Here is a 19,083-nt window from a genome sequence, read left to right as displayed (position 1 = left end):
GCTACATCTCCTCAGTGACGTAACTGCGGAGCCAGGTCTTGAAGTCCGGGCCCAGGTCTTCACGTTCGCACGCGAGTCTGACAATGGCACGGAGGTAATCGCTACGGTCACCGGTGTCATAGCGGCGGCCCTTGAAGACGACGCCGTGCACCGGGCCGCCCGCCTTCTCGTCCTCGGCGAGGAGCTGGAGGGCGTCGGTGAGCTGGATCTCGCCGCCGCGGCCGGGCTCGGTCCTGCGCAGTATCCCGAAGACGGCGGGGTCCAGGACGTAACGGCCGATGATGGCGAGGTTGCTGGGCGCCTCGGCCGCGTCGGGCTTCTCCACGAGGCCGGTGATGCGCACCACGTCGCCCTCGGCGGTGGGCTCGACGGCGGCGCAGCCGTACTGGTGGATCTGCTCCGGCGCGACCTCCATCAGCGCGATGACGCTGCCGCCCTCGCGCTCCTGGATCTCGACCATGCGGGCCAGCAGCGGGTCGCGCGGGTCGATCAGGTCGTCGCCGAGGAGCACCGCGAACGGCTGGTCCCCCACGTGCGGTGCGGCACACAGCACGGCGTGACCGAGGCCGCGCGGGTCGCCCTGGCGGACGTAGTGCATGGTGGCCAGGTCGCTCGACTCCTGGACCTTCTTGAGCCGCTCGGCGTCTCCCTTGCGGGTGAGCGCGGACTCCAGCTCGTAATTGCGGTCGAAGTGGTCCTCCAGCGGTCGCTTGTTGCGGCCGGTGATCATCAGTACGTCGGAGAGACCGGCGGTCACCGCTTCCTCGACGACGTACTGGATCGCGGGCTTGTCGACCACAGGCAGCATCTCCTTGGGAGTGGCTTTGGTGGCCGGCAGGAAGCGGGTACCGAGTCCCGCGGCCGGAATGACAGCCTTGCTGATCCTGGGGTGCGACTGAGTCATGCGCAGAACCCTAACTGGTGCGTATGTGAGGAAGATGAGGCTCCGGTTAACTTTGTACGCCTATACGCACATGTGAGAGATCTGGGGTGCCCGTTGAGCACAGAGATGTCCCGAAAAGCACTGCTCAGACGTGAACTACTGGCCGCGCGACGCCTTCTGACCAGGGAAGACGTGGAGAACGCCGCGGTGGTTCTCTCCCGGAACGCATTGTCTCTTCCGGAGCTGTCCGGGGCCCGTACCGTCGCCGCGTACGTCTCGGTAGGCACCGAGCCCGGCACCCGCGCACTGCTCGACGCACTGCGTGCCCGGGGGGTGCGGGTGCTGCTGCCGGTGCTCCTCGCGGACAACGATCTGGACTGGGCGCCGTACGAAGGGGCCGGGCACCTCGTCCGGGCCGGCCGCGGACTTCTGGAGCCGGACGGGGATCCGCTGGGTCCCGAGGCCGTGCTGGAGGCCGACGCGGTCCTGCTGCCGGGGCTCGCGGTGGACGCCCGGGGCATGCGGCTCGGCCGCGGCGGCGGCAGCTACGACCGGGTGCTGGCGCGGCTCGCGGCGGCGGGCGCGCATCCGGCGCTGATCGTCCTGCTGTACGACGACGAGGTGGTCGCGCAGGTCCCGGAGGAACCGCACGACCACCCCGTCGATGTGGTGGTGACACCGGCGGCGAGCCGCCGGACGAGCCGCTAGGGCTTGAGGGTCAGGGTGTCGGTGGTCGACTTGCCGACGGCGTTGGTGCCGAAGGACCAGTCGAGCAGTTCACCGTTGACCCACTTGTCGGTCTGGTCGGTGTAGTGCGCGCTGAACGCGTGCCCGGAGGCGCCGGTGAGGTTGATCCAGCGGGACTTGTCCCAGTCCCCCACGTTGACCACCATCCGCATCGACGGAACCCAGACGACCTCGTAGCCGCCCGCCGCGTTCCAGCCGGTGGCGTTCACCGCGGCCTCGCCGCCGCCCAGGTTCCACGGGCCGCGGTTGAGCGCCCGCTGGAGCAGGCCCGGTCCCTCGGTGCCGAGGGTCTGGTTCTTCAGGGTCAGCTGGTGCAGCCGGCCCCAGCTCCAGGTGGTGATGTCCTTGCCGAGCTTGGCGGTCAGCTCCCAGCGGGCGTCCTCCATGGCACGGGCGAAGAGCTGGTCGCGGTTCTCCGTCGCCTCGTCCCGGCCGCTCTTCGGCGCCTTCCACCAGTCGCTGTTCTGGTCGTCCATCAGATCGGCGACCACCTGGTACCAGCGGTCACCGCCGTCGGGCTGGGCGGAGTCCGCGGCGCGCTGGCCGCACTCGCGCACCAGCCTGTGCTGCTCGTCGACCGGACCCGAACCGGCGGCCCTGGGCACGTTGAGGCACTCGCCCTCGACCCGCAGCTCCTTGGGCAGCTTGTTGCCGAAGGCCAGCTTGAGGATGTTGCGCCAGACCGCGTTGAAGTACGCGGCCGCGGCCGAGTCGGGCTCCTGGGTGTAGTCCCAGCCCTCCAGGAGCTTCTGCGCCTCGCGGACGCTCTTGTCCGAGACATTGATCTTCATCAGCTCGGGCACCAGCAGCGCGGCGATCTCGCTGGTGTTGTCCATCTGCATCTTCTGCATGTCTTCGGTCGAGATCTTCCCGCCGCCCTTGATCTTCGACTGGATGAGGTCGTCGATCCGCTGGCTGCGGCTGCCGTAGCCCCAGTCCTTGGTCAGCAGGTGCGAGTACTTCTTCTCGTCGATGACGGCCTGGTTGGCGGTGACGATGTAGCCGCGCTTCGGGTCGTACTCGTAGGGCAGCTCGTCGAAGGGGATCGGGTCCTTCTCCCAGCCGTACTTCGAGGACCAGCCGGGGCTGGGCATCGTGCCGTCGCCCTTGAGGCGGACCGGGATCTTCCCGGGCGCCTGGTAGCCGATGTGTCCGTCGGTGTCGGCGTAGATCAGGTTCTGCGAGGGGACCTCGAAGTGCTCGGCCGCCGCCCGGAAGGTCTTGAAGTCCTTGGCACGGTTCAGCTCGAAGACGGCGTCCATGGACTTGCCCGGCTCCAGCGCGGTCCACTTCAGGGCGACCGCGTAGCCGTCGGCCCGGTCCGGGGCCGCGTTGGTGACGGGGGCCTTCTGGCCGACCTTCTCCATCTCGCTGCTGCGGTCGGAGACCAGCGGGCCGTTGTTGGTCTCGCGGACGGTGATCGTCCGGTCCTTGCCGCCCGCCACCTTGATGACCTCGTCGCGGACGGTGAAGGGCTTGACCTTGCCGTCGTACAGATAGCCGTCGCCGGAGACCTTCTCCAGGAAGAGGTCGGTGACGTCGGCGCCGAGGTTGGTGAAGCCCCAGGCGATGTCCTGGTTGTGACCGATTATCACGCCGGGCATGCCGGAGAAGGTGTAGCCCGCGGTGTCGTACTGGCACTTCGCGCTGATCTCGCGGCAGTGCAGGCCCATCTGGTACCAGAGCGAGGGCAGCTGCGGGGCCAGGTGCGGGTCGTTGGCGAGCAGCGGCTTACCGGTCGTCGTGTAGTCGCCGGAGACCACCCAGGAGTTGGACCCGATGCCGTTGCCGTTCGGGCCGAGCAGCGCCGGGATCTGGTCGAGGGTGTCGGAGAGCGAGGAGAGCTGGGTGTTCAGGCCCTCGGTGGCGCCCTGCGCGGTGTCCGAGCCGATGTTGTCGGACGGGGTCGCGTCCGGGTCGAACTTCCCGGTGACCGGGGAGACCGCACCCTGGTCGACGATCGGGCGGTGCTTCTCGTACGGGTACGGCGGGTAGAGGTCCTCGATCTGCTTCGCGTCGAGCCTGCTGGCCATCAGCGAGCGGTCGATCTCGTCCTGCATGTTGCCGCGCAGGTCCCAGGCCATGGCCTTGAGCCAGGCGACCGAGTCGACCGGGGTCCACTCGGTCGGCTTGTAGTCGTTGGTGAAGCCGAGGGCCGCGTACTCGACGGAGATGTCCTTGCCGTCGCGCCCCTTGAGGTAGGCGTTCACGCCGTCCGCGTACGCCTGGAGGTTCTTCTTGGTCTCCTCGGACAGGACGTTGTCGTACTCCTCCTGCGCGACCTTTCGCCAGCCCAGTGTGCGCAGGAAGGAGTCCGTCTCGACCTGACCGGAGCCGAACATCTCGGAGAGTCGGCCGGCCGTCATGTGGCGGCGGACGTCCATCTCCCAGAAGCGGTCCTGCGCCTGGACGAAGCCCTGGGCGCGGAAGAGGTCGGCGTCCGTGTCGGCGTACAGCTGCGGGATTCCGTAACTGTCGCGCTTGACGTCCACGTTCCCGTCGAGGCCGTCGAGCTTCGTCGACCCCGTCGTCTGCGGGTACGAGGCCCGCACGGTGGATACGGACCAGAACGCCCCGTAACCGATACCCGCGACGAGCGCCAGCACCAGAACGATCACGATCAGGCGGGCACGTCGCCCCTTCTTCCTGCCGGTCTTCGCACCGGCGGAACCGGTGGCGCCGGTGGAACCGGAAGAGGCGGTGGTGTTGGCGGGCATCGCTGTCCTTCGAGGGGCAGGTGGTCCTGGGAGTGCAGGAGCAACCATAGGCGCAGCGCCGGGACGACTCTGACGCGGTATCGGGATGATTCGAATTGCGTAGCGATCGTACGAATGCTCGAAGGCATCAAGAAAACGTTAAAGATTAGGTAAGGTAACGAAGTACCGGCCGCCAACGGCCGATGCCGAGGGGCGATCCGGTCGAACCGATCGGGCCGCCCGATCAGATCGAACCGTCCGATCAGATCGACACGTTCGACTCGGCAGGCGTACGCAGGGAAGGAACGGCCACTGTCTGTCCACACGCTCAACGAACTCCTGCTCGTCTGCTCACTCGTACTGCTCGTCGCGGTGGCGGCGGTGCGTGTCTCCTCGCGCAGCGGGCTCCCCAGCCTGCTCCTGTACCTGGGCATCGGGATCGCCATGGGGCAGGACGGCTTCTTCGACGTCAAGTTCGACAACGCGGAGCTGACCCAGGTCATCGGCTATGCCGCGCTGGTCGTGATCCTCGCCGAGGGCGGCCTCGGCACGAAGTGGAAAGAGATCAAACCGGCACTGCCGGCCGCGGTGATGCTCTCGCTGGTCGGCGTCGCGATCAGCGTGGGTGTCACGGCGGCCGGGGCGCACTACCTGGTCGGCCTGGACTGGCGGCAGTCGCTGATCATCGGCGCGGTCGTCTCGTCGACGGACGCCGCCGCGGTCTTCTCCGTGCTGCGCAAGGTGCCGCTGCCGGCCCGGGTCACCGGTGTGCTGGAGGCCGAGTCCGGCTTCAACGACGCCCCCGTGGTGATCCTGGTGGTCGCCTTCTCCACCAAGGGGCCGGTGGACAGCTGGTACGTACTGGTCGGCGAGATAGCCCTGGAGCTCGCGATCGGCGCCGCCATGGGCATCGCCGTCGGCTGGCTCGGCTCGTACGGGCTGCGTCATGTGGCGCTGCCCGCGTCCGGTCTCTACCCGATCGCCGTGATGGCCATCGCGGTGTCCGCGTACGCGGCGGGCGCCCTGGTCCACGGCAGTGGCTTCCTCGCCGTGTACCTGGCCGCGATGGTCCTCGGCAACGCCAAGCTGCCGCACTGGCCCGCCACCCGCGGCTTCGCCGACGGGCTCGGCTGGATCGCGCAGATCGGCATGTTCGTACTGCTCGGTCTCCTGGTCACACCGCACGACCTGCTCGACGACTTCTGGCCCGCGGTCATCGTGGGGCTGGTGCTGACCGTGGTGGCGCGTCCGCTGGAGGTCTTCATCTCGCTGGCGCCGTTCCGGCTGCCCTGGCAGGAGAAGGCGCTCATGTCCTGGGCGGGGCTGCGCGGCGCGGTGCCCATCATCCTGGCGACCATCCCGATGGTCGCCGGGGTCGAGGGCTCCACCCGGGTCTTCAACATCGTCTTCGTGCTGGTCATCGTCTACACCCTCATTCAGGGACCGACCCTGCCCTGGCTGGCGAAGGCCCTGAAGATCGCCGACGATCCGGCCGAGACCGCCGACCTGGGCATCGAGTCGGCGCCGCTGGAGCGGCTGCGCGGTCATCTGCTGTCGGTCGCTATCCCGGGCCGGTCGAAGATGCACGGCGTGGAGGTGGGGGAGCTGCGGCTGCCCGCCGGGGCCGCCGTCACCCTCGTCGTACGGGACGGCAAGAGCTTCGTACCGGCACCGTCCACCGTGCTGCGGCGCGGCGACGAACTGCTGGTGGTCACCACCGATCCGGTGCGCGACGCGGCGGAGGAACGGCTGCACGCGGTCGGCCAGGGCGGCAAGCTCGCGGGCTGGCTGGGGGCCGGCGGCAGGACCGGCAGCGGAGGCAGTGGTGGTTCCGGGGACGTGGGCCATGCGGGGGCGCATGCGGCACACGACGCGGTGCACGACATGTCACAGGCGCTGAAGGCCGTGAAACGGCTGGGGAAGACGGGCGGGGGCGGTCCGAAGAGCCACCACTGAGAGCACGCGCCGCGGGTGCTTCCCGTGACTGGCCGCGGGTGCTTCCCGTGACTGTTCGAGATCCGAACCATTCAAGATCCGAACCATTCGAGATCCGAAGCACCCGCTTGCGATCCGAGGCGTCGATGGAGTCCTTGCGCACATTCACAGGTGCGCAAGGGCCCCTGCCTGTATCATGAAGGGACCGATCGACCCCCGTCGTGGGGCCGTTCGACCCGATCGACCAACCCGAACGACCAACTCTGCCTGATGCAGAGCTGGCGCGACCGTATGGCGGTCGTGGCGTCCTCCGCCTCTGCTGAGCGCCCGGCATCTACCGCAGTTCCGCGCGAAGAGGACAGCTCTCGGCAGCACCCGCACGAACGAGCCCGCACCCATCCGTGCCGGCCGTCCGGCGGGAGCTCGGCCACCAGGCGGCAGAAAGGCATGGACCGTGGCGTCCACGGTCACCGACCGCCCCGGTTACGGGCAGTTGCTGCGCACCCCGGGTGCGTGGACATTTCTTCTTCCGGGCTTCGCCGCACGGCAGCCCTTCGCGATGCTGACCATCGGCATCGTGCTCCTGGTCCAGCACACCACCGGCTCGTACGGCAGCGCGGGCGCCGTCGCCGCCGTGACCGGTGTCTCCATGGCCCTGTTCGCGCCGCAGACCGGCAAGCTCGCCGACCGCTTCGGCCAGCGTGCCGTGCTGCTGCCCGGCGTCCTGGCGCACGCGGCGTCCGTCTCGGTGCTGACGGCGCTGGCGCTGGCGGACGCGCCCCTGTGGGCGATGTTCGTCGCCGCCGTGCCGACGGGTGCGTCCGTTCCGCAGGTCGGGCCGATGGTGCGGGCCCGCTGGGCTGCGGTGCTCGGCGCGGCGCCGGGCCGTGAGGCCTCGCCGCTGATGTCCACCGCGGCCGCCTTCGAATCGGTGACGGACGAGTTCACCTTCGTCATCGGCCCGGTGCTCGCCACGGCGCTGTGCACCGGCGTGCACCCGGCGGCCGGTCTGATCACGGAGGCCGCGCTGACCCTGATCGGCGGGCTGCTCTTCGCCGCGCAGCACCGTACCCAGCCCGCGGTGCGCAACGCCGATTCCGGCACCTCCCGACGGCACGCCTCGGCCCTGTCCGTGCCGGGCGTGCGAGTGCTCGCGGTGACCTTCCTCGGGATCGGCGCGGTCTTCGGCGGCATGCAGGTCTCGCTGACCGCCTTCGCCGAGGAGATCGGCCGCCCGGGAGCCAACGGCCTGCTGTACGGCGTCTTCGCGGCCGGCAACATGCTGGCCGGGATCGCCTGCGGTGCCATCGCCTGGAAGAGCGGGCCGCGACGGCGGCTGATCGTCGGGTACGTGGCCCTCACCGTGACCGCGTCGGGACTGTGGGCGGTGCATTCGGTGCCGCTGCTGGCCGGGCTCGGACTTCTGGTCGGGCTCTCCATCGCCCCGGCCCTGATCAGCGGCTACACGCTGGTCGAGGCGCTGGTGCCGGCGTCCGCCCGGACCGAGGCGTTCACCTGGCTGACCGGCTCGGTCGCGCTCGGCCAGGCGGCGGCCGTGACGGTGGCCGGACAGCTCGCGGACGCCCACGGCGCCGCCACCGGATTCCTGGTGCCGCTCGTGGGGACCGTACTGGCGCTGATCACCCTGGTTTCGCTGCGTTCCAGGCTCGTGCCGGCCGCCCCTGGACGGACCGTGGCACGTGGGATCGGTCACCGGAAGCCGGTCACGGTGGACTGATGCTGCGGAATACGTCAGTATGGAGCGTCGTTAGCACTCATTGAGTCAGAGTGCCAGGAGGAGCAAGTGCCGACCTATCAGTACCAGTGCACCGAATGTGGCGAGGGCCTCGAGGCGGTGCAGAAGTTCACCGATGACGCCCTCACCGTGTGCCCGAGCTGCGATGGACGCCTGAAGAAGGTGTTCTCGGCGGTCGGCATCGTCTTCAAGGGTTCCGGTTTCTACCGGAACGACAGCCGCGGCTCCTCGTCGAGCAGCACGTCGGCTTCGTCCTCGGCGAAGGCTTCCGGTTCCGCTTCGTCCGATTCCTCGTCGTCTTCGACGTCGTCGGCGTCGACGGGATCCGACTCGAAGTCCTCCGCCTCCTCTTCTTCCTCGACGTCGTCCTCGTCGTCCGCTTCTTCGACGAGCGGCACATCGGCCGCCTGAGCCGAACCGCACTTCCGCACTTCCACCGGGAGCCCCGCCGATCCGTTCGGCGGGGCTCCCGGCGTCTCCGGGGATGCGGGGATGCGGGTGCCGGAGCGGGGATGCCGGTGTCAGGGCGGGGATCCCGGCGTTTTCGCGCGCCGCTACTGTGATCGCATGGTGAACGCAGAGATCGGTGTCATCGGCGGCTCGGGCTTGTACTCCTTCCTGGAGGACGTCACGGAGGTGCGCGTGGACACCCCGTACGGAGCGCCGAGCGACTCCCTCTTCCTCGGCGAGGTGGGCGGCCGCCGGGTCGCCTTCCTCCCCCGCCACGGACGCGGCCACCACCTGCCGCCGCACCGCATCAACTACCGGGCCAACATGTGGGCGCTGCGCTCCGTCGGCGTACGTCAGGTGCTCGGCCCGTGCGCGGTGGGCGGCCTGCGTCCGGAGTACGGACCGGGCACCCTGCTCGTCCCCGACCAGTTGGTGGACCGCACCAAGGCCCGGACGCAGACGTACTACGACGGGGAGACCCGGGCCGACGGGGCGGAGCCGAACGTCCTGCACCTGGGCTTCGCCGATCCGTACTGCCCCGAGGGGCGCAGGGCGGCGCTGACCGCGGCCCGCGCGGAGAACTGGGATCCGGTGGACGGCGGGACGCTGGTGGTCGTCGAGGGGCCGCGCTTCTCGACCCGGGCGGAGTCGCGCTGGCATGCGGCGATGGGCTGGTCGGTGGTCGGGATGACCGGTCACCCGGAGGCCGTCCTCGCCCGTGAGCTGGGCCTGTGCTACACGACGATGACCCTGGTGACGGACCTGGACGCGGGCGCGGAGGCCGGCGACGGCGTCTCGCACGGGGAGGTGCTGGAGGTGTTCGCGGCCAACGTGAGCCGGCTGCGCTCGGTCCTCTTCGACGTGGTGGCCGCGCTGCCGGCGGAGGCGGACCGGGACTGCCCGTGCTCACACGCGCTGGACGGGCTGAAGCCGGGGATCGAGCTGCCTTAGCGGGGCGGATGCCGTGGGGCGGGGCGCCGCAGGGCGGGGCGGGGCGCCGCGGGGCGGGTGACGGACTTTTCCACAACTCCGGGGCTGTCCACAGGCTTCGGCGGGAATCTCGCGGACGGTGGATCGTGAGGGGTGTTCGTCCGGAACTCCCCACGCACTCCTCACAGCAGGTGGTATCGACCATGCTTACATCGTCCGCATCGTCCGCATCGTCCGCATCGTCCGCGCCTCCCACGTCATTCCCGCCGTTGCCGTCCCCGTCGCCGGCGCCGCCGCCCTGCGGGGTGCCCGCGTTCGAACCGCTGCGGGTGCGCGGAGGCGGTGGGCACCGGCTGCAGCGGGCATTGTGGCGGCAGCGTCGTGCTCTCGCGGCCGGGCTGGCCCTGACGGCCGCAGCACTCGCCGCCACGGGGCTGGGCGGTGGCGGTACGGGCGCGGGCGGCGATGCCGCGTACGGGGCGGGAGCCGGTGATACGGCAGGGGCGGCGCCGGAGCGGGCGCGGCGACCGGGCCGGTTGGTGTCCGCGCCGGTCCGGATCGCGGATGCGGGGACGGTGCGCTTATTGCGGCCGGGTGACCATGTCGACGTGATCACTGCCGGGGAGGCCCGAGGAGGGACCGGCGCCGGGGCCCGGGTGCTGGCGAAGGGCGCGCGGGTGGCGGAGGTGCCGCACACCGCGGCGGACGGCGCCGCGGGCTTCGAGGGTTCCGACGGCTCCACGCAGGACGGTGCGCTGATCGTGCTGGCCGTCCCCCGGGAAACGGCCACCGCGCTGGCCGGCGCGGGCATCTCGTCCCAACTGGCGGTGACCCTATGTTGATTCGCACTGACGATCGATCAAGTCACCTGACCAATCCCCAGAATCGGGTGTTTTCAACGCGTACTGCCGTAAGTTGCGGAGGAGTTTGCTCCGCCTACAGCACACGCGAAGGAAGGCTCACCTGTGAGCGAGAAGAAGGTCAGTCTGCTGGAAGGGTTCAAAGCCTTCCTGATGCGCGGCAACGTGATCGATCTGGCGGTCGCAGTCGTCATCGGTGCCGCGTTCACCCAGATCGTGAACTCGATCGTCAAGGGAGTCATCAACCCGCTGGTCGGCGCGTTCGGCACCAAGGACCTGGAGAGCTACAGCTCCTGCCTCAAGGGCCCCTGCGTCACGGACCCGAAGACGGGCGAGACCACCGAGGGCATCCGGATCCTGTGGGGCTCGGTGCTCAGCGCCACCCTCAGCTTCCTGATCACGGCAGCCGTCGTGTACTTCCTGATGGTCCTGCCCATGGCCAAGTACCTGGCCAGGCGGGCGGCGATGCAGGCCGCGAAGGAAGGGGTGCAGGAGACGCTGGAGGTGAGCGAGCTGGAGGTACTGAAGGAGATCCGCGACGCACTCGTCTCGCAACGCGGCGGCCCGGCGGGCGAGACCGGCGAGACCCCCGGCCGTGGCCACGACGAGTAGCGCGAAGCGCGGCGGAAGAACCGGCGGCAGCGCCACCGGACCACCACGGGGCGGGGAATCAGATGTGGTGGGGCGGCTTCTCGTCGAGGAAGCGCGCCAGATCGGCGGCGCTGCCACCGGCCGGGGCCCGCTCGCCCCACCCCCGGTCCGTATCGTCCGCGGACTGCTGGTCCAGCGGATCGTCGAAGATCAGAGCCGGTTTCGGTTTCGGCCGGTCCGGCCGGGAGGGCTTCGAATCGCGCGGGCCGGAGGCGGGGGCGGTGCTCATACGTCAAGGGTACGGCGGCGGTCAACGGTCCTTCGGGTCGATCAGCCACAGCCCGAGGACGACGAGGAACGACAGGCACAGGAAGCCTGCACCCCACCAGGCCGTACCGGTGTTGCCCTCCATCCATGCGTCGATGATGGCGGTCAGTCCCCAGAGCTGGCCGATGACCACCGTCATGGCGAGGGCCAGCCGGGCCGTCAGTTTCGAGGACCGCTCGGGCTCCTGGTCGGTACCGGCCCCCGGCCCGGGGCCGGTGTGGCGGACCCGGGGGTCGCCGTAGCCGCTTGTGGCGCGGATCTGCGGATAGCGCTCGTGGACCGGCCGGTTGAGTTCGGGACGAGCACTTCCCGGGTGGTACTCCGGGGGCTCCGGGTTCCGGTACTGCGGGGCGTCGCTCATGTCCGCCTGCCAGTAGTCTCGGCCTCGGTCCTGGCCTCGGTCATGGCCTCGGTCATGGCAGTCCCCGGCTCAGCGTCCACGGGTCCCTCCGCACCGCCGCCCTCGACGGCGGGGCAGCCGATGCGGGAGGCGAGGTCCGGGCGGTCGGCGCGGAACCGGCGGCACAGCCCCTGCTCGACGCTCTCGCCCGAGCGCGTCGTACCGATGGCCCAGATGCTGCCGTCGGCCTGTTCGATGACCACCACCTTGGGCAGCGCACGCGGCGGCGGCCCGGCGGTGACCTCTCCGGTACGGGCGTCGAAGACGCCTTCGTGGCAGGGGCAGTACAGCTCGCCCTCGGAACCCCGGTCCTTGCGCCAGAGCACGGCACAGGCGAGATGGGTACAGATCGCGGAGTAGCCGACGAGGGTGCCGTCGTCCAGCCGGACGGCGACCGCCTTGTCCTCCTCGTCCGGGTAGTGGAAGGCGATGGACTCACCGGGCAGGAGCTGGGCGGCGATCCTCTTCGGCGAGGGTGTCCTGTCGTCGTCGGGGTCGCCGTGGCGCGGCAGGATTCCCGCCGCCACACCGAGACCGCCGACGGCGAGCCCGCCGGAGACGGTCGTCACGATCCGGAGGTAGTCACGCCGGGTGGTGAGGGAGTCGGCAGCGATCCGGTCGTGCAGGGCTTCGCGCGGATCGCCGGAGGGCGGCTGTTCGGTGACGCTCATCGGCGGACGTCCTTCCCGTTGATCTCGACGACGGGAAGGCCTCCGGGGACCGGCCACTGCATCCGGTCGGCGGGGACGACCATGGCCACGCCGGTGCGCACCTCGCTCCGGCCGAAGCTGAAGATGTCGGCGACCTGGACGCCGGGGCGCTCCGCCTGGAGCTCCTCGACGGTCCCGTAGAACAGCGCCCCGGTCGGGCAGACGGTCGCGCACATGGGGGCGAGTCCGTAGGCGGTGCGGTCGTAGCAGAGGTTGCATTTCATCTGCAGCTTCGCCTGGAGATCGATCTTCGGGACGCCGAAGGGGCAGGCATTGACGCAGTTGGCGCAGCCGATGCAGCGGGTGGTGTCGGCCTGCTGCACCACACCGTCGGCGGTCACCAGGATCGCGTCGGCGGGACAGACCTCGGCGCACGGGGCGACCGGGTCCTCGCAGTGCATGCAGACAGTGGGGAGGGAGGCCACGGACCGGCCCTCGTCGGTGTAGTCGAGGTGGATCATCGACTTGCCGCGGTGCGAGTCGCATTCCCGGCAGGCGGAGACGCAGGCCTGGCAGCCGATGCAGCGCCCCGGGTCGATGAAGATCGTTCTGCCCATCATGGGACGGTCAGCTCCTCTCCGAGGTGCCACGCCCCTGGGGGGCCGTGGGCGGCAGCGGGTCGGTCCGGGCGATCTGGGGCTCCGGGTAACTGACCTGGCCGGGCGCGACAGGCGGTGCGGGGACGTCGTCGATCTTGTCGGCGTGCTCGATGCGGCAGGCACACACCTTGTACTCGGGGATCTTGGAGCGGGGGTCGAGGGCGTCGATGGTGAGGGCGTTGGCCGCGGTGGGGACGGGCCAGTGGTACGGGATGAAGACGGTGTCGGGGCGGATCGCCTCGGTGACCAGTGCGGGGAACACCTCGCTGCCGCGCCGGGTGACGACGCGGACCGGTTCGCCGTTGTGGAAGCCGTGGGAGGGATGGAGCTCGGCCCAGGGGCGCGGGGTCTGTTCCACGAGGGCGCCCAGACGGCGGGTCTGGTTGCCGGAGAGGAAGTGGGCGACGGTGCGCCCGGTGGTGAGTGACATGGGGTGCTCGTCGTCGTACGGGTCCATCGGCGGGTGCCATTCGACGACCTGCAGATGGATCTTGCCGTCCGGGTGGTAGGTCCTGCCGTCCTCGAAGAGCCGAGGGGTGCCGGGGTGGTCGGTGGTGGGGCAGGGCCAGGCGATTCCGCCGGTCTCCTCCAGCCGTTCGTAAGTGATGCCGTAGTAGTCGTTGACGGTGCCGGCGGAGGCGATCCGCAGTTCGTCGAAGACGGCGCGGGAGTCGGGGAAGGCGAATTTGTCGCCCGCGCCGAGGCGCCTGGCGAGTTCGCACATCACCCAGGTGTCGGTCCGTACGCCGGGCGGCGGGTCCTGGGCCTTGTTGTGCTTGACCACCCGGGCCTCGGCATTGGCCATCACCCCTTCGTCCTCGGCCCAGGTGGTGACGGGAAAGACGACATGTGCGTTGGCAGCGGTCTCGGAGAGGAAGAAGTCGAATTGAGCGTGGAATTCCGTGGCGTCGTACCCCTCCTTGACCACCCTGTAGTTGGGGAGGGAGACGAAGGGGTTGTTGCAGATGCCGATCAGGCCGCGGATCTCGCGGCGCTGCATCTGCCAGACCATTTCCATCATCGAGGTGCCGGCGGGCGGGAGTTCGGACTCCTCGATGCCCCAGATCTCGCAGATCTGCCTGCGGTGCTCCTCGTTCATGATCGAGCGGCCGCCGGGCAGGAGGTCGGATTTCTGCCCGTGCTCACGGCCGCCCTGCCCGTTGCCCTGGCCGGTGATGGTGCCGTAGCCGGCTCCGGGCCTGCCGATGTGGCCGGTGGCGGTGCAGAGGTTGATCACGCTGAGGCAGTTCTCGACGCCCTGCGAGTGGTGCTCGATGCCTCGGGCGTGCCAGGCCATGGCCTTGGGGGCGCGGGCGAAGGCCCGGGCGACCTGGGTGATCTGCTCGACGGGGATGCCGCAGATCTCGGCGGCCCGGTACGGCGGATACTCGGCCACCTTGGCCTTCACCTCCTCCCAGCCGGTGGCGTGGGCTGCGAGATAGGCCTCGTCGGTCAGCCCCTCCTCGACGACCACGTGCAGCACGGAGTTGAAGAAGGCCGAATCGGTGCCGGGCTTGAGGGCGACGTGGATGTCGGCCGTGCGGGCGATCGCGGTCTCCCTCGGGTCGACGACGATCAGGCTCGCACCGCGGTCCCGGGCTCCCCACACGTACTGGGTCATCACGGGGAAGCATTCGCCGACGTTGGAGCCGGCGATCAGCAGGCAGTCGGTGAGCAGGATGTCGGAGAAGGGGTTGCCGGCCCGGTCGATGCCGAAGGCGAGTTTGTTGGCGCCCGCGGCGCTGACCATGCAGAGCCGGCCGTTGTAGTCGACGTGCCGGGACTTGAGCGCGACCCGGGCGAATTTGCCGACCAGATAGGTCTTCTCGGAGAAAAGACTGGCGCCGCCGAGCAGCCCGAAGGCGTCGTTCCCGTGGCTCTGCTGGATGCGCCTGATCTCGGCGACGGTGAAGTCCAGCGCATCGTCCCAGGAGACCTCGCGGAACTCCTCGTCGCGGGAGCGGCGCATCAGCGGGGCGGTGAGCCGGTCGGGGTGGTTGACCTGCTGGTACGCGTTGATCCCCTTGGGGCACAGCCGCATCCGGTTGATGTCGTGGTTGCGGGGTTCGACGCCGAAGACCTTGCCGCCACGGTCGACGCGCAGATACATCCCGCACTGCACCCCGCAGAAACAGCAGTGGGTGGGGACGAGCGTCTCGCCGTCCTGGTCGGCGCGCCATCGGTCGGCGGGGATCCCGCCCGCGTCCCGGAAGGCCCGGGTGCCGGGCGGGGCGAGCGAGGGGTCGAGCGGGACGGCCGTACGGGGGTCGGCCGCTCGCGGATCCGCGGTCACTTGAAGCCCTTCTTCACCTGGGAGAGATAGGCACTGCCCCGCAGCACCCGCTTGCAGCGCGGGCAGTATTCGGCCCACTCGTCGAAGCCAAGGCTGAGGTCGCGCATGGTGGCGCGGAGGTTGTCGACGTAGGGCCCGGTGTCGATGGGCTCCTCGCAGCGGCGGCAGGCGAAGACCTCCCGGTCCTGCCGGGCGGTGTATTTGAACAGCTGCATGCCGACCGCAGCCGGGCGCTGGACGATGTGGAAGAACTTCCCGAACGGGATGTAGATGAGGGTGAACACCACCGACACCATGTGGAGGACCGCCAGGAACTCGTATCCGCCGCCGTGCAGGAAGACCGACGAGAAGGTGAGAAGCAGGCCGGTCACGGAGATGACGATGAGTGCGATCAGTGGGACCAGGTCGTAGGCGAAACGCTGGCCGGTGATGGCGCCGCGGTCCTTCATCCGGCGCCACAGGAAGTACGAGGCGCCGGGGATGACGAGCACGGCGGCGATGTCCAGGCCGTGGAACATCAGCCAGCCCAGGACGTCCAGGGAGTCGAATCCGATGATCTTGAAGCCCCAGATACGCATCTCGTAGCCGGGCCCCGAGCCGGTGCCGGAGGTGAAGGTGAACCAGCCCCAGGTCAGTGGGAAGGTGATCAGCGCGGCGAGGACGCAGCCCCAGAAGATCAGCTGGTGGGCGGCCCAGCGGGCGTGCGAGCGGGCTCCGAGGAATTTCTGGAAGCCCAGGTACGTGGCGATCATCCGGGGCAGTGCGGTGGGGGCCTTGCGGAAGTTGGCCACCGAGAAGAAGCTCCGCCACCCCTGGTTGAACAGCCGCCGGGCTCCGGGGGCGGAGACCCAGACCATGTAGCGGTAGGCGACGCCGAACGCGAGGAAGACGGCGGCGACCGCGTACGGGAGAAGGGCGGAGTCGAAGTTCTCCAGCAGCCGGCTGCCGAGCACGATCGCGAGGATCAGGAGGACGGAGACGATGACACCGGCCGCGGTCGCCCGGCCGGTGACGGAGCGGGCCCCGGCGGAGCCTGCGAAACCTGTGGGACCAGCAGAGCCTGCGGGACCGGCGGAGCCTGCGGGACCTGTGGGACCTGTGGGACCTGTGGGACCAGCAGAGCCTGCGGGACCGGCGGAGCCTGCCGGGCCGGTGGGACTGGCCGGGCCGGTGGGGCCGGGCGCCTCGGCGGGGCCGGTACGCGCACCGGGGGTGGGCTGCGCGGCTGCGTCGGAAGGTTCTGGCGGCTCGGTCACCCCGTCACCGTAGGGCGGTATCTGACGGTTGGTCCTGATTTACGGCTCGGCGGGGTGAGCCGATCGTCCATCCGGGGCGTGCCCCGTTCAGCGGGGCCGTACCCCGTCTGGTGTGCTGGCTCCCATGCCCGTAATGATGGCTCGCAGCCGCACCGAGAAACATCGCGCCTCGACCCCGCTGGAACTCTTCTTCGACCTGTGTTTCGTCGTCGCCGTGGCGCAGGCGGGCGCACGGCTGGTGCACGCCGTCGCCGAAGGCCACACCCTCACCGGAGTCGGCAGCTACGCCGCCGTCTTCTTCGCGATCTGGTGGGCCTGGGTCAACTTCAGCTGGTTCGCCTCGGCCTACGACACCGACGACCCGCTGTACCGCGTCGTCACGCTCGTCCAGATCACCGGTGTGCTCATCCTGGCCGCCGGGGTGCCGCGCGCCTTCGACGCGGGCGACTGGACGGTCGTCGTCATCGGTTACGTGGTGATGCGGCTCGCGCTGACCAGCCAGTGGCTGCGCGCCGCGCACTGCACCGAGGGCGCCGAGCGGCGGGTGGCGCTGCGGTACGCCGTCGGGATCACGGTGGTGCAACTGGGCTGGATCGCCATGCTGTTCCTGCCCGCCGACTCGGGCCCGGTCCGTACCGCCGCCTTCGTCGTGCTCGCCCTCGCGGAGATGTCCGTTCCCGCGATCGCCGAGCGCGACCGCTCGACGAGCTGGCATCCGCACCACATCAGCGAGCGGTACGGACTGTTCACGATCATCGTGCTGGGCGAGACGATCGCGGCGGCCACGGTCGCGGTCCAGGAGGCGGTGGACGAGCACGACGCGCTCGGTGAGCTGCTGCCGATCGCCGCGGGCGGGCTGCTGATCGTCTTCTCCGCCTGGTGGATCTATTTCGCCGTGCCGATCCATGACTACCTGCGCGGCAGCAGGGAAGCGTTCATCTGGGGATACGGGCACTACCTGATCTTCGGTTCCGCGGCCGCCATCGGCGCGGGCATCGAGGTGGCGGTGGAGCACGCCGTGGGCAAGGCGCATGTCTCGGACACGGCGGCCGCCGCCGCGGTGACCATTCCCTCCGCACTCTTCCTGCTGACTGTGTGGACGCTGCACGCCCGCCACTTCAAGCGCGACCTCGCAGAGCAACTGGCCCTCCCCGTGGCCGCGCTGGCCATCCTGGCCTGCACGTTCGCCGGCGGGTGGGCGGTGTTCGCGGCCGGTCTGGTCGCCGCGGCCGCCGTGGCCGTGGAGGTGGCGCTGTCCCGGCGCCCCGCCCCGGCCGGGTGAGCGCGACGGGCGACCGGAGCCACGGACGGCCGGGGCGACGGGCGGCGACGGCTCGGCCCGTGGCCCACCCGGTGGCCCACTCAAGTGCGGAGCGCGTGGTGAGGAGCACTCGGTGAGGAGCAATCAGTGACGGAAGAACCCCGGAAGCCCCGGACAGCCCGGAAGCCGGCAGCCCCTTCCGCCGGGCCGCTCGACGCGCTGACCGATGTCGCGGGGCTGCGAGTCGGCCATGCGCAGGTGCCGGGCGAGGGCGCGTTGAGCGGCACCACCGTCGTCCTCGCCCCCGAGGGCGGTGCGGTCGCGGCCGTCGACGTACGCGGTGGCGGTCCGGGCACCCGCGAGACGGACGCGCTCGATCCGCGCAATCTGGTGCAGCGCATCGACGCCGTCGTCCTGACGGGCGGCAGCGCCTACGGCCTGGACGCGGCGTCCGGGGTGATGGCCTGGCTGGAGGAGCAGGGGCGCGGGGTGCGGGTCGGCCCCGATCCGGGGCAGGTGGTGCCGGTGGTCCCCGCCGCGTGCGTCTTCGACCTGGGACGGGGCGGCGACTGGCGGGCCCGCCCCGACGCCTCGACGGGCCGTGCGGCGGTGGAGGACGCGGCGTCCACCACTTCGGGGGCACCAGTCTCCGAGGGAAACGTGGGGGCCGGTACGGGCGCGGTCGCCGGGCAGCTCAAGGGCGGCGTGGGCACCGCGAGCCTGCTGCTGCCTTCCGGGATCACAGTGGGGGCGCTCGTCGTGGTGAACGCGGCGGGCTCGGTGGTCGATCCGCGTACCGGGGTGCCGTACGGGGAGTACGGCGCCGCCGAACCGCCGGTGCACCCGGCGCCCGAGGCCGTCCGTGCGGCGGAGCAGCGGCTCGCCGAAGTGCGGGAGGCCGACGCACGGCCCCCGCTCAACACCACGCTCGCCGTCGTCGCGACGGACGCCGACCTCACCCGGGCCCAGGCGCAGAAGCTCGCGGGTACGGCGCACGACGGGCTGGCGCGCGCCGTCCGTCCCGTACATCTGCTCACCGACGGGGACACCGTTTTCGCGCTGGCCACGGGCGAGCGGACGCTGGATCCGCGGAATCCGATCGCCCTCAACGAGCTGCTGGCGGCCGGCGCGGACGTGCTCGCGCGCGCCATCGTGAAGGCCGTCCGCGCAGCTCGGAGCGTCGACGGCCGCCCCGGCGGCGGCCGCTACCCCTCGTACGGCGATCTCTACGACATACCGCCGCCCGCCCCGCGGACCTCGGCGGGCAGCGCCCCGGCGCCCGACTCGCCTGCGGGGTAAGGAAGTTCGGACGAACCGCCAGGAACCATCTGCGTGTGCCATACGTTTTCCTGAACCCCGGTCACGATGTCGGACCCAGGGACTACGTTA

The 19,083-nt window shown here is 70.1% G+C and carries 17 protein-coding genes; 9 read left to right on the top strand and 8 right to left on the bottom strand.

Annotation, left to right across the window (positions count from 1 at the left end):
* Window position 1 precedes the first annotated feature (1 nt).
* Window positions 2-904 carry a UTP--glucose-1-phosphate uridylyltransferase GalU gene (gene galU, locus EES42_RS38465; protein ID WP_124722841.1) on the bottom strand — a complete coding sequence of 301 codons (903 nt, stop codon included), beginning with the start codon at window positions 902-904 and terminating at the stop codon, window positions 2-4.
* Window positions 905-1,009: 105 nt separating this feature from the next.
* Here galU and EES42_RS38460 point away from each other — a divergent pair, with 105 nt between their 5' ends.
* Window positions 1,010-1,591 (top strand): 5-formyltetrahydrofolate cyclo-ligase, encoded by a 582-nt coding sequence (locus EES42_RS38460; protein ID WP_124722840.1) that lies wholly within the window; start codon window positions 1,010-1,012, stop codon window positions 1,589-1,591.
* Here EES42_RS38460 and EES42_RS38455 read toward each other — a convergent pair.
* On the bottom strand, window positions 1,588-4,347 hold the full coding sequence (locus EES42_RS38455) for a penicillin acylase family protein (RefSeq protein ID WP_124722839.1): 2,760 nt from the start codon (window positions 4,345-4,347) through the stop codon (window positions 1,588-1,590). The genes EES42_RS38460 and EES42_RS38455 overlap by 4 nt on opposite strands.
* A 351-nt stretch (window positions 4,348-4,698) precedes the next feature.
* On the opposite strand from EES42_RS38455, the gene EES42_RS38445 reads away from it, so the two are divergent.
* From EES42_RS38445 to EES42_RS38420, 6 genes are all read left to right on the top strand, one after another.
* The gene (locus tag EES42_RS38445) at window positions 4,699-6,282 is read left to right on the top strand and encodes a potassium/proton antiporter (RefSeq protein ID WP_241196866.1); all 1,584 of its coding nucleotides are present in this window, start codon (window positions 4,699-4,701) and stop codon (window positions 6,280-6,282) included.
* A 433-nt stretch (window positions 6,283-6,715) separates the two neighbouring features.
* The gene (locus EES42_RS38440) at window positions 6,716-7,999 is read left to right on the top strand and encodes an MFS transporter (RefSeq protein WP_124722836.1); all 1,284 of its coding nucleotides are present in this window, start codon (window positions 6,716-6,718) and stop codon (window positions 7,997-7,999) included.
* A gap of 66 nt (window positions 8,000-8,065) precedes the next feature.
* Window positions 8,066-8,428 (top strand): FmdB family zinc ribbon protein, encoded by a 363-nt coding sequence (locus tag EES42_RS38435; protein WP_124722835.1) that lies wholly within the window; start codon window positions 8,066-8,068, stop codon window positions 8,426-8,428.
* 156 nt (window positions 8,429-8,584) lie between these two features.
* Entirely contained in the window at window positions 8,585-9,418 is an 834-nt protein-coding gene (locus EES42_RS38430) for an S-methyl-5'-thioadenosine phosphorylase (protein WP_124722834.1), read from the top strand.
* A 308-nt stretch (window positions 9,419-9,726) separates the two neighbouring features.
* Window positions 9,727-10,239, top strand: coding sequence for an RcpC/CpaB family pilus assembly protein (locus EES42_RS38425; RefSeq protein WP_124723022.1), 513 nt, complete (start codon window positions 9,727-9,729; stop codon window positions 10,237-10,239).
* Between the two features lie 123 nt (window positions 10,240-10,362).
* Entirely contained in the window at window positions 10,363-10,869 is a 507-nt protein-coding gene (locus tag EES42_RS38420; RefSeq protein WP_124722833.1) for a large conductance mechanosensitive channel protein MscL, read from the top strand.
* A gap of 58 nt (window positions 10,870-10,927) precedes the next feature.
* On the opposite strand, the gene EES42_RS38415 is transcribed toward EES42_RS38420, so the two are convergent.
* Genes EES42_RS38415 through EES42_RS38390 form a run of 6 tightly spaced genes read right to left on the bottom strand, consistent with a single transcriptional unit; the run spans window position 10,928 to window position 16,160 of the window.
* The gene (locus EES42_RS38415; RefSeq protein WP_124722832.1) at window positions 10,928-11,137 is read right to left on the bottom strand and encodes a hypothetical protein; all 210 of its coding nucleotides are present in this window, start codon (window positions 11,135-11,137) and stop codon (window positions 10,928-10,930) included.
* A gap of 21 nt (window positions 11,138-11,158) precedes the next feature.
* Entirely contained in the window at window positions 11,159-11,536 is a 378-nt protein-coding gene (locus tag EES42_RS38410) for a hypothetical protein (RefSeq protein WP_124722831.1), read from the bottom strand.
* Window positions 11,533-12,246: a Rieske (2Fe-2S) protein gene (locus EES42_RS38405; protein ID WP_124722830.1), complete on the bottom strand. Its 714-nt coding sequence runs from the start codon at window positions 12,244-12,246 to the stop codon at window positions 11,533-11,535. Before EES42_RS38405 ends, EES42_RS38410 begins: the two co-directional genes overlap by 4 nt.
* Complete coding sequence (locus EES42_RS38400) at window positions 12,243-12,845, bottom strand: 4Fe-4S dicluster domain-containing protein (protein WP_124722829.1); 603 nt, start codon at window positions 12,843-12,845, stop codon at window positions 12,243-12,245. Before EES42_RS38400 ends, EES42_RS38405 begins: the two co-directional genes overlap by 4 nt.
* 7 nt (window positions 12,846-12,852) lie before the next feature.
* Window positions 12,853-15,177 (bottom strand): molybdopterin oxidoreductase family protein, encoded by a 2,325-nt coding sequence (locus EES42_RS38395; protein ID WP_124722828.1) that lies wholly within the window; start codon window positions 15,175-15,177, stop codon window positions 12,853-12,855.
* Entirely contained in the window at window positions 15,174-16,160 is a 987-nt protein-coding gene (locus tag EES42_RS38390) for an MFS transporter (RefSeq protein ID WP_241196877.1), read from the bottom strand. The genes EES42_RS38395 and EES42_RS38390 overlap by 4 nt, the downstream gene beginning before the upstream one ends.
* Window positions 16,161-16,557: 397 nt before the next feature.
* Between EES42_RS38390 and EES42_RS38385 the strand changes: the two genes are divergently transcribed.
* Window positions 16,558-17,715, top strand: coding sequence for a low temperature requirement protein A (locus EES42_RS38385; RefSeq protein ID WP_124722826.1), 1,158 nt, complete (start codon window positions 16,558-16,560; stop codon window positions 17,713-17,715).
* A gap of 198 nt (window positions 17,716-17,913) precedes the next feature.
* Window positions 17,914-18,993, top strand: coding sequence for a P1 family peptidase (locus EES42_RS38380; protein WP_241196876.1), 1,080 nt, complete (start codon window positions 17,914-17,916; stop codon window positions 18,991-18,993).
* The last annotated feature ends 90 nt before the right edge of the window (window positions 18,994-19,083 follow it).

It is taken from the genome of Streptomyces sp. ADI95-17 (assembly GCF_003846175.1).
Classification (GTDB): domain Bacteria; phylum Actinomycetota; class Actinomycetes; order Streptomycetales; family Streptomycetaceae; genus Streptomyces; species Streptomyces sanglieri.
This window is presented reverse-complemented; position numbering and strand designations above follow the sequence as displayed.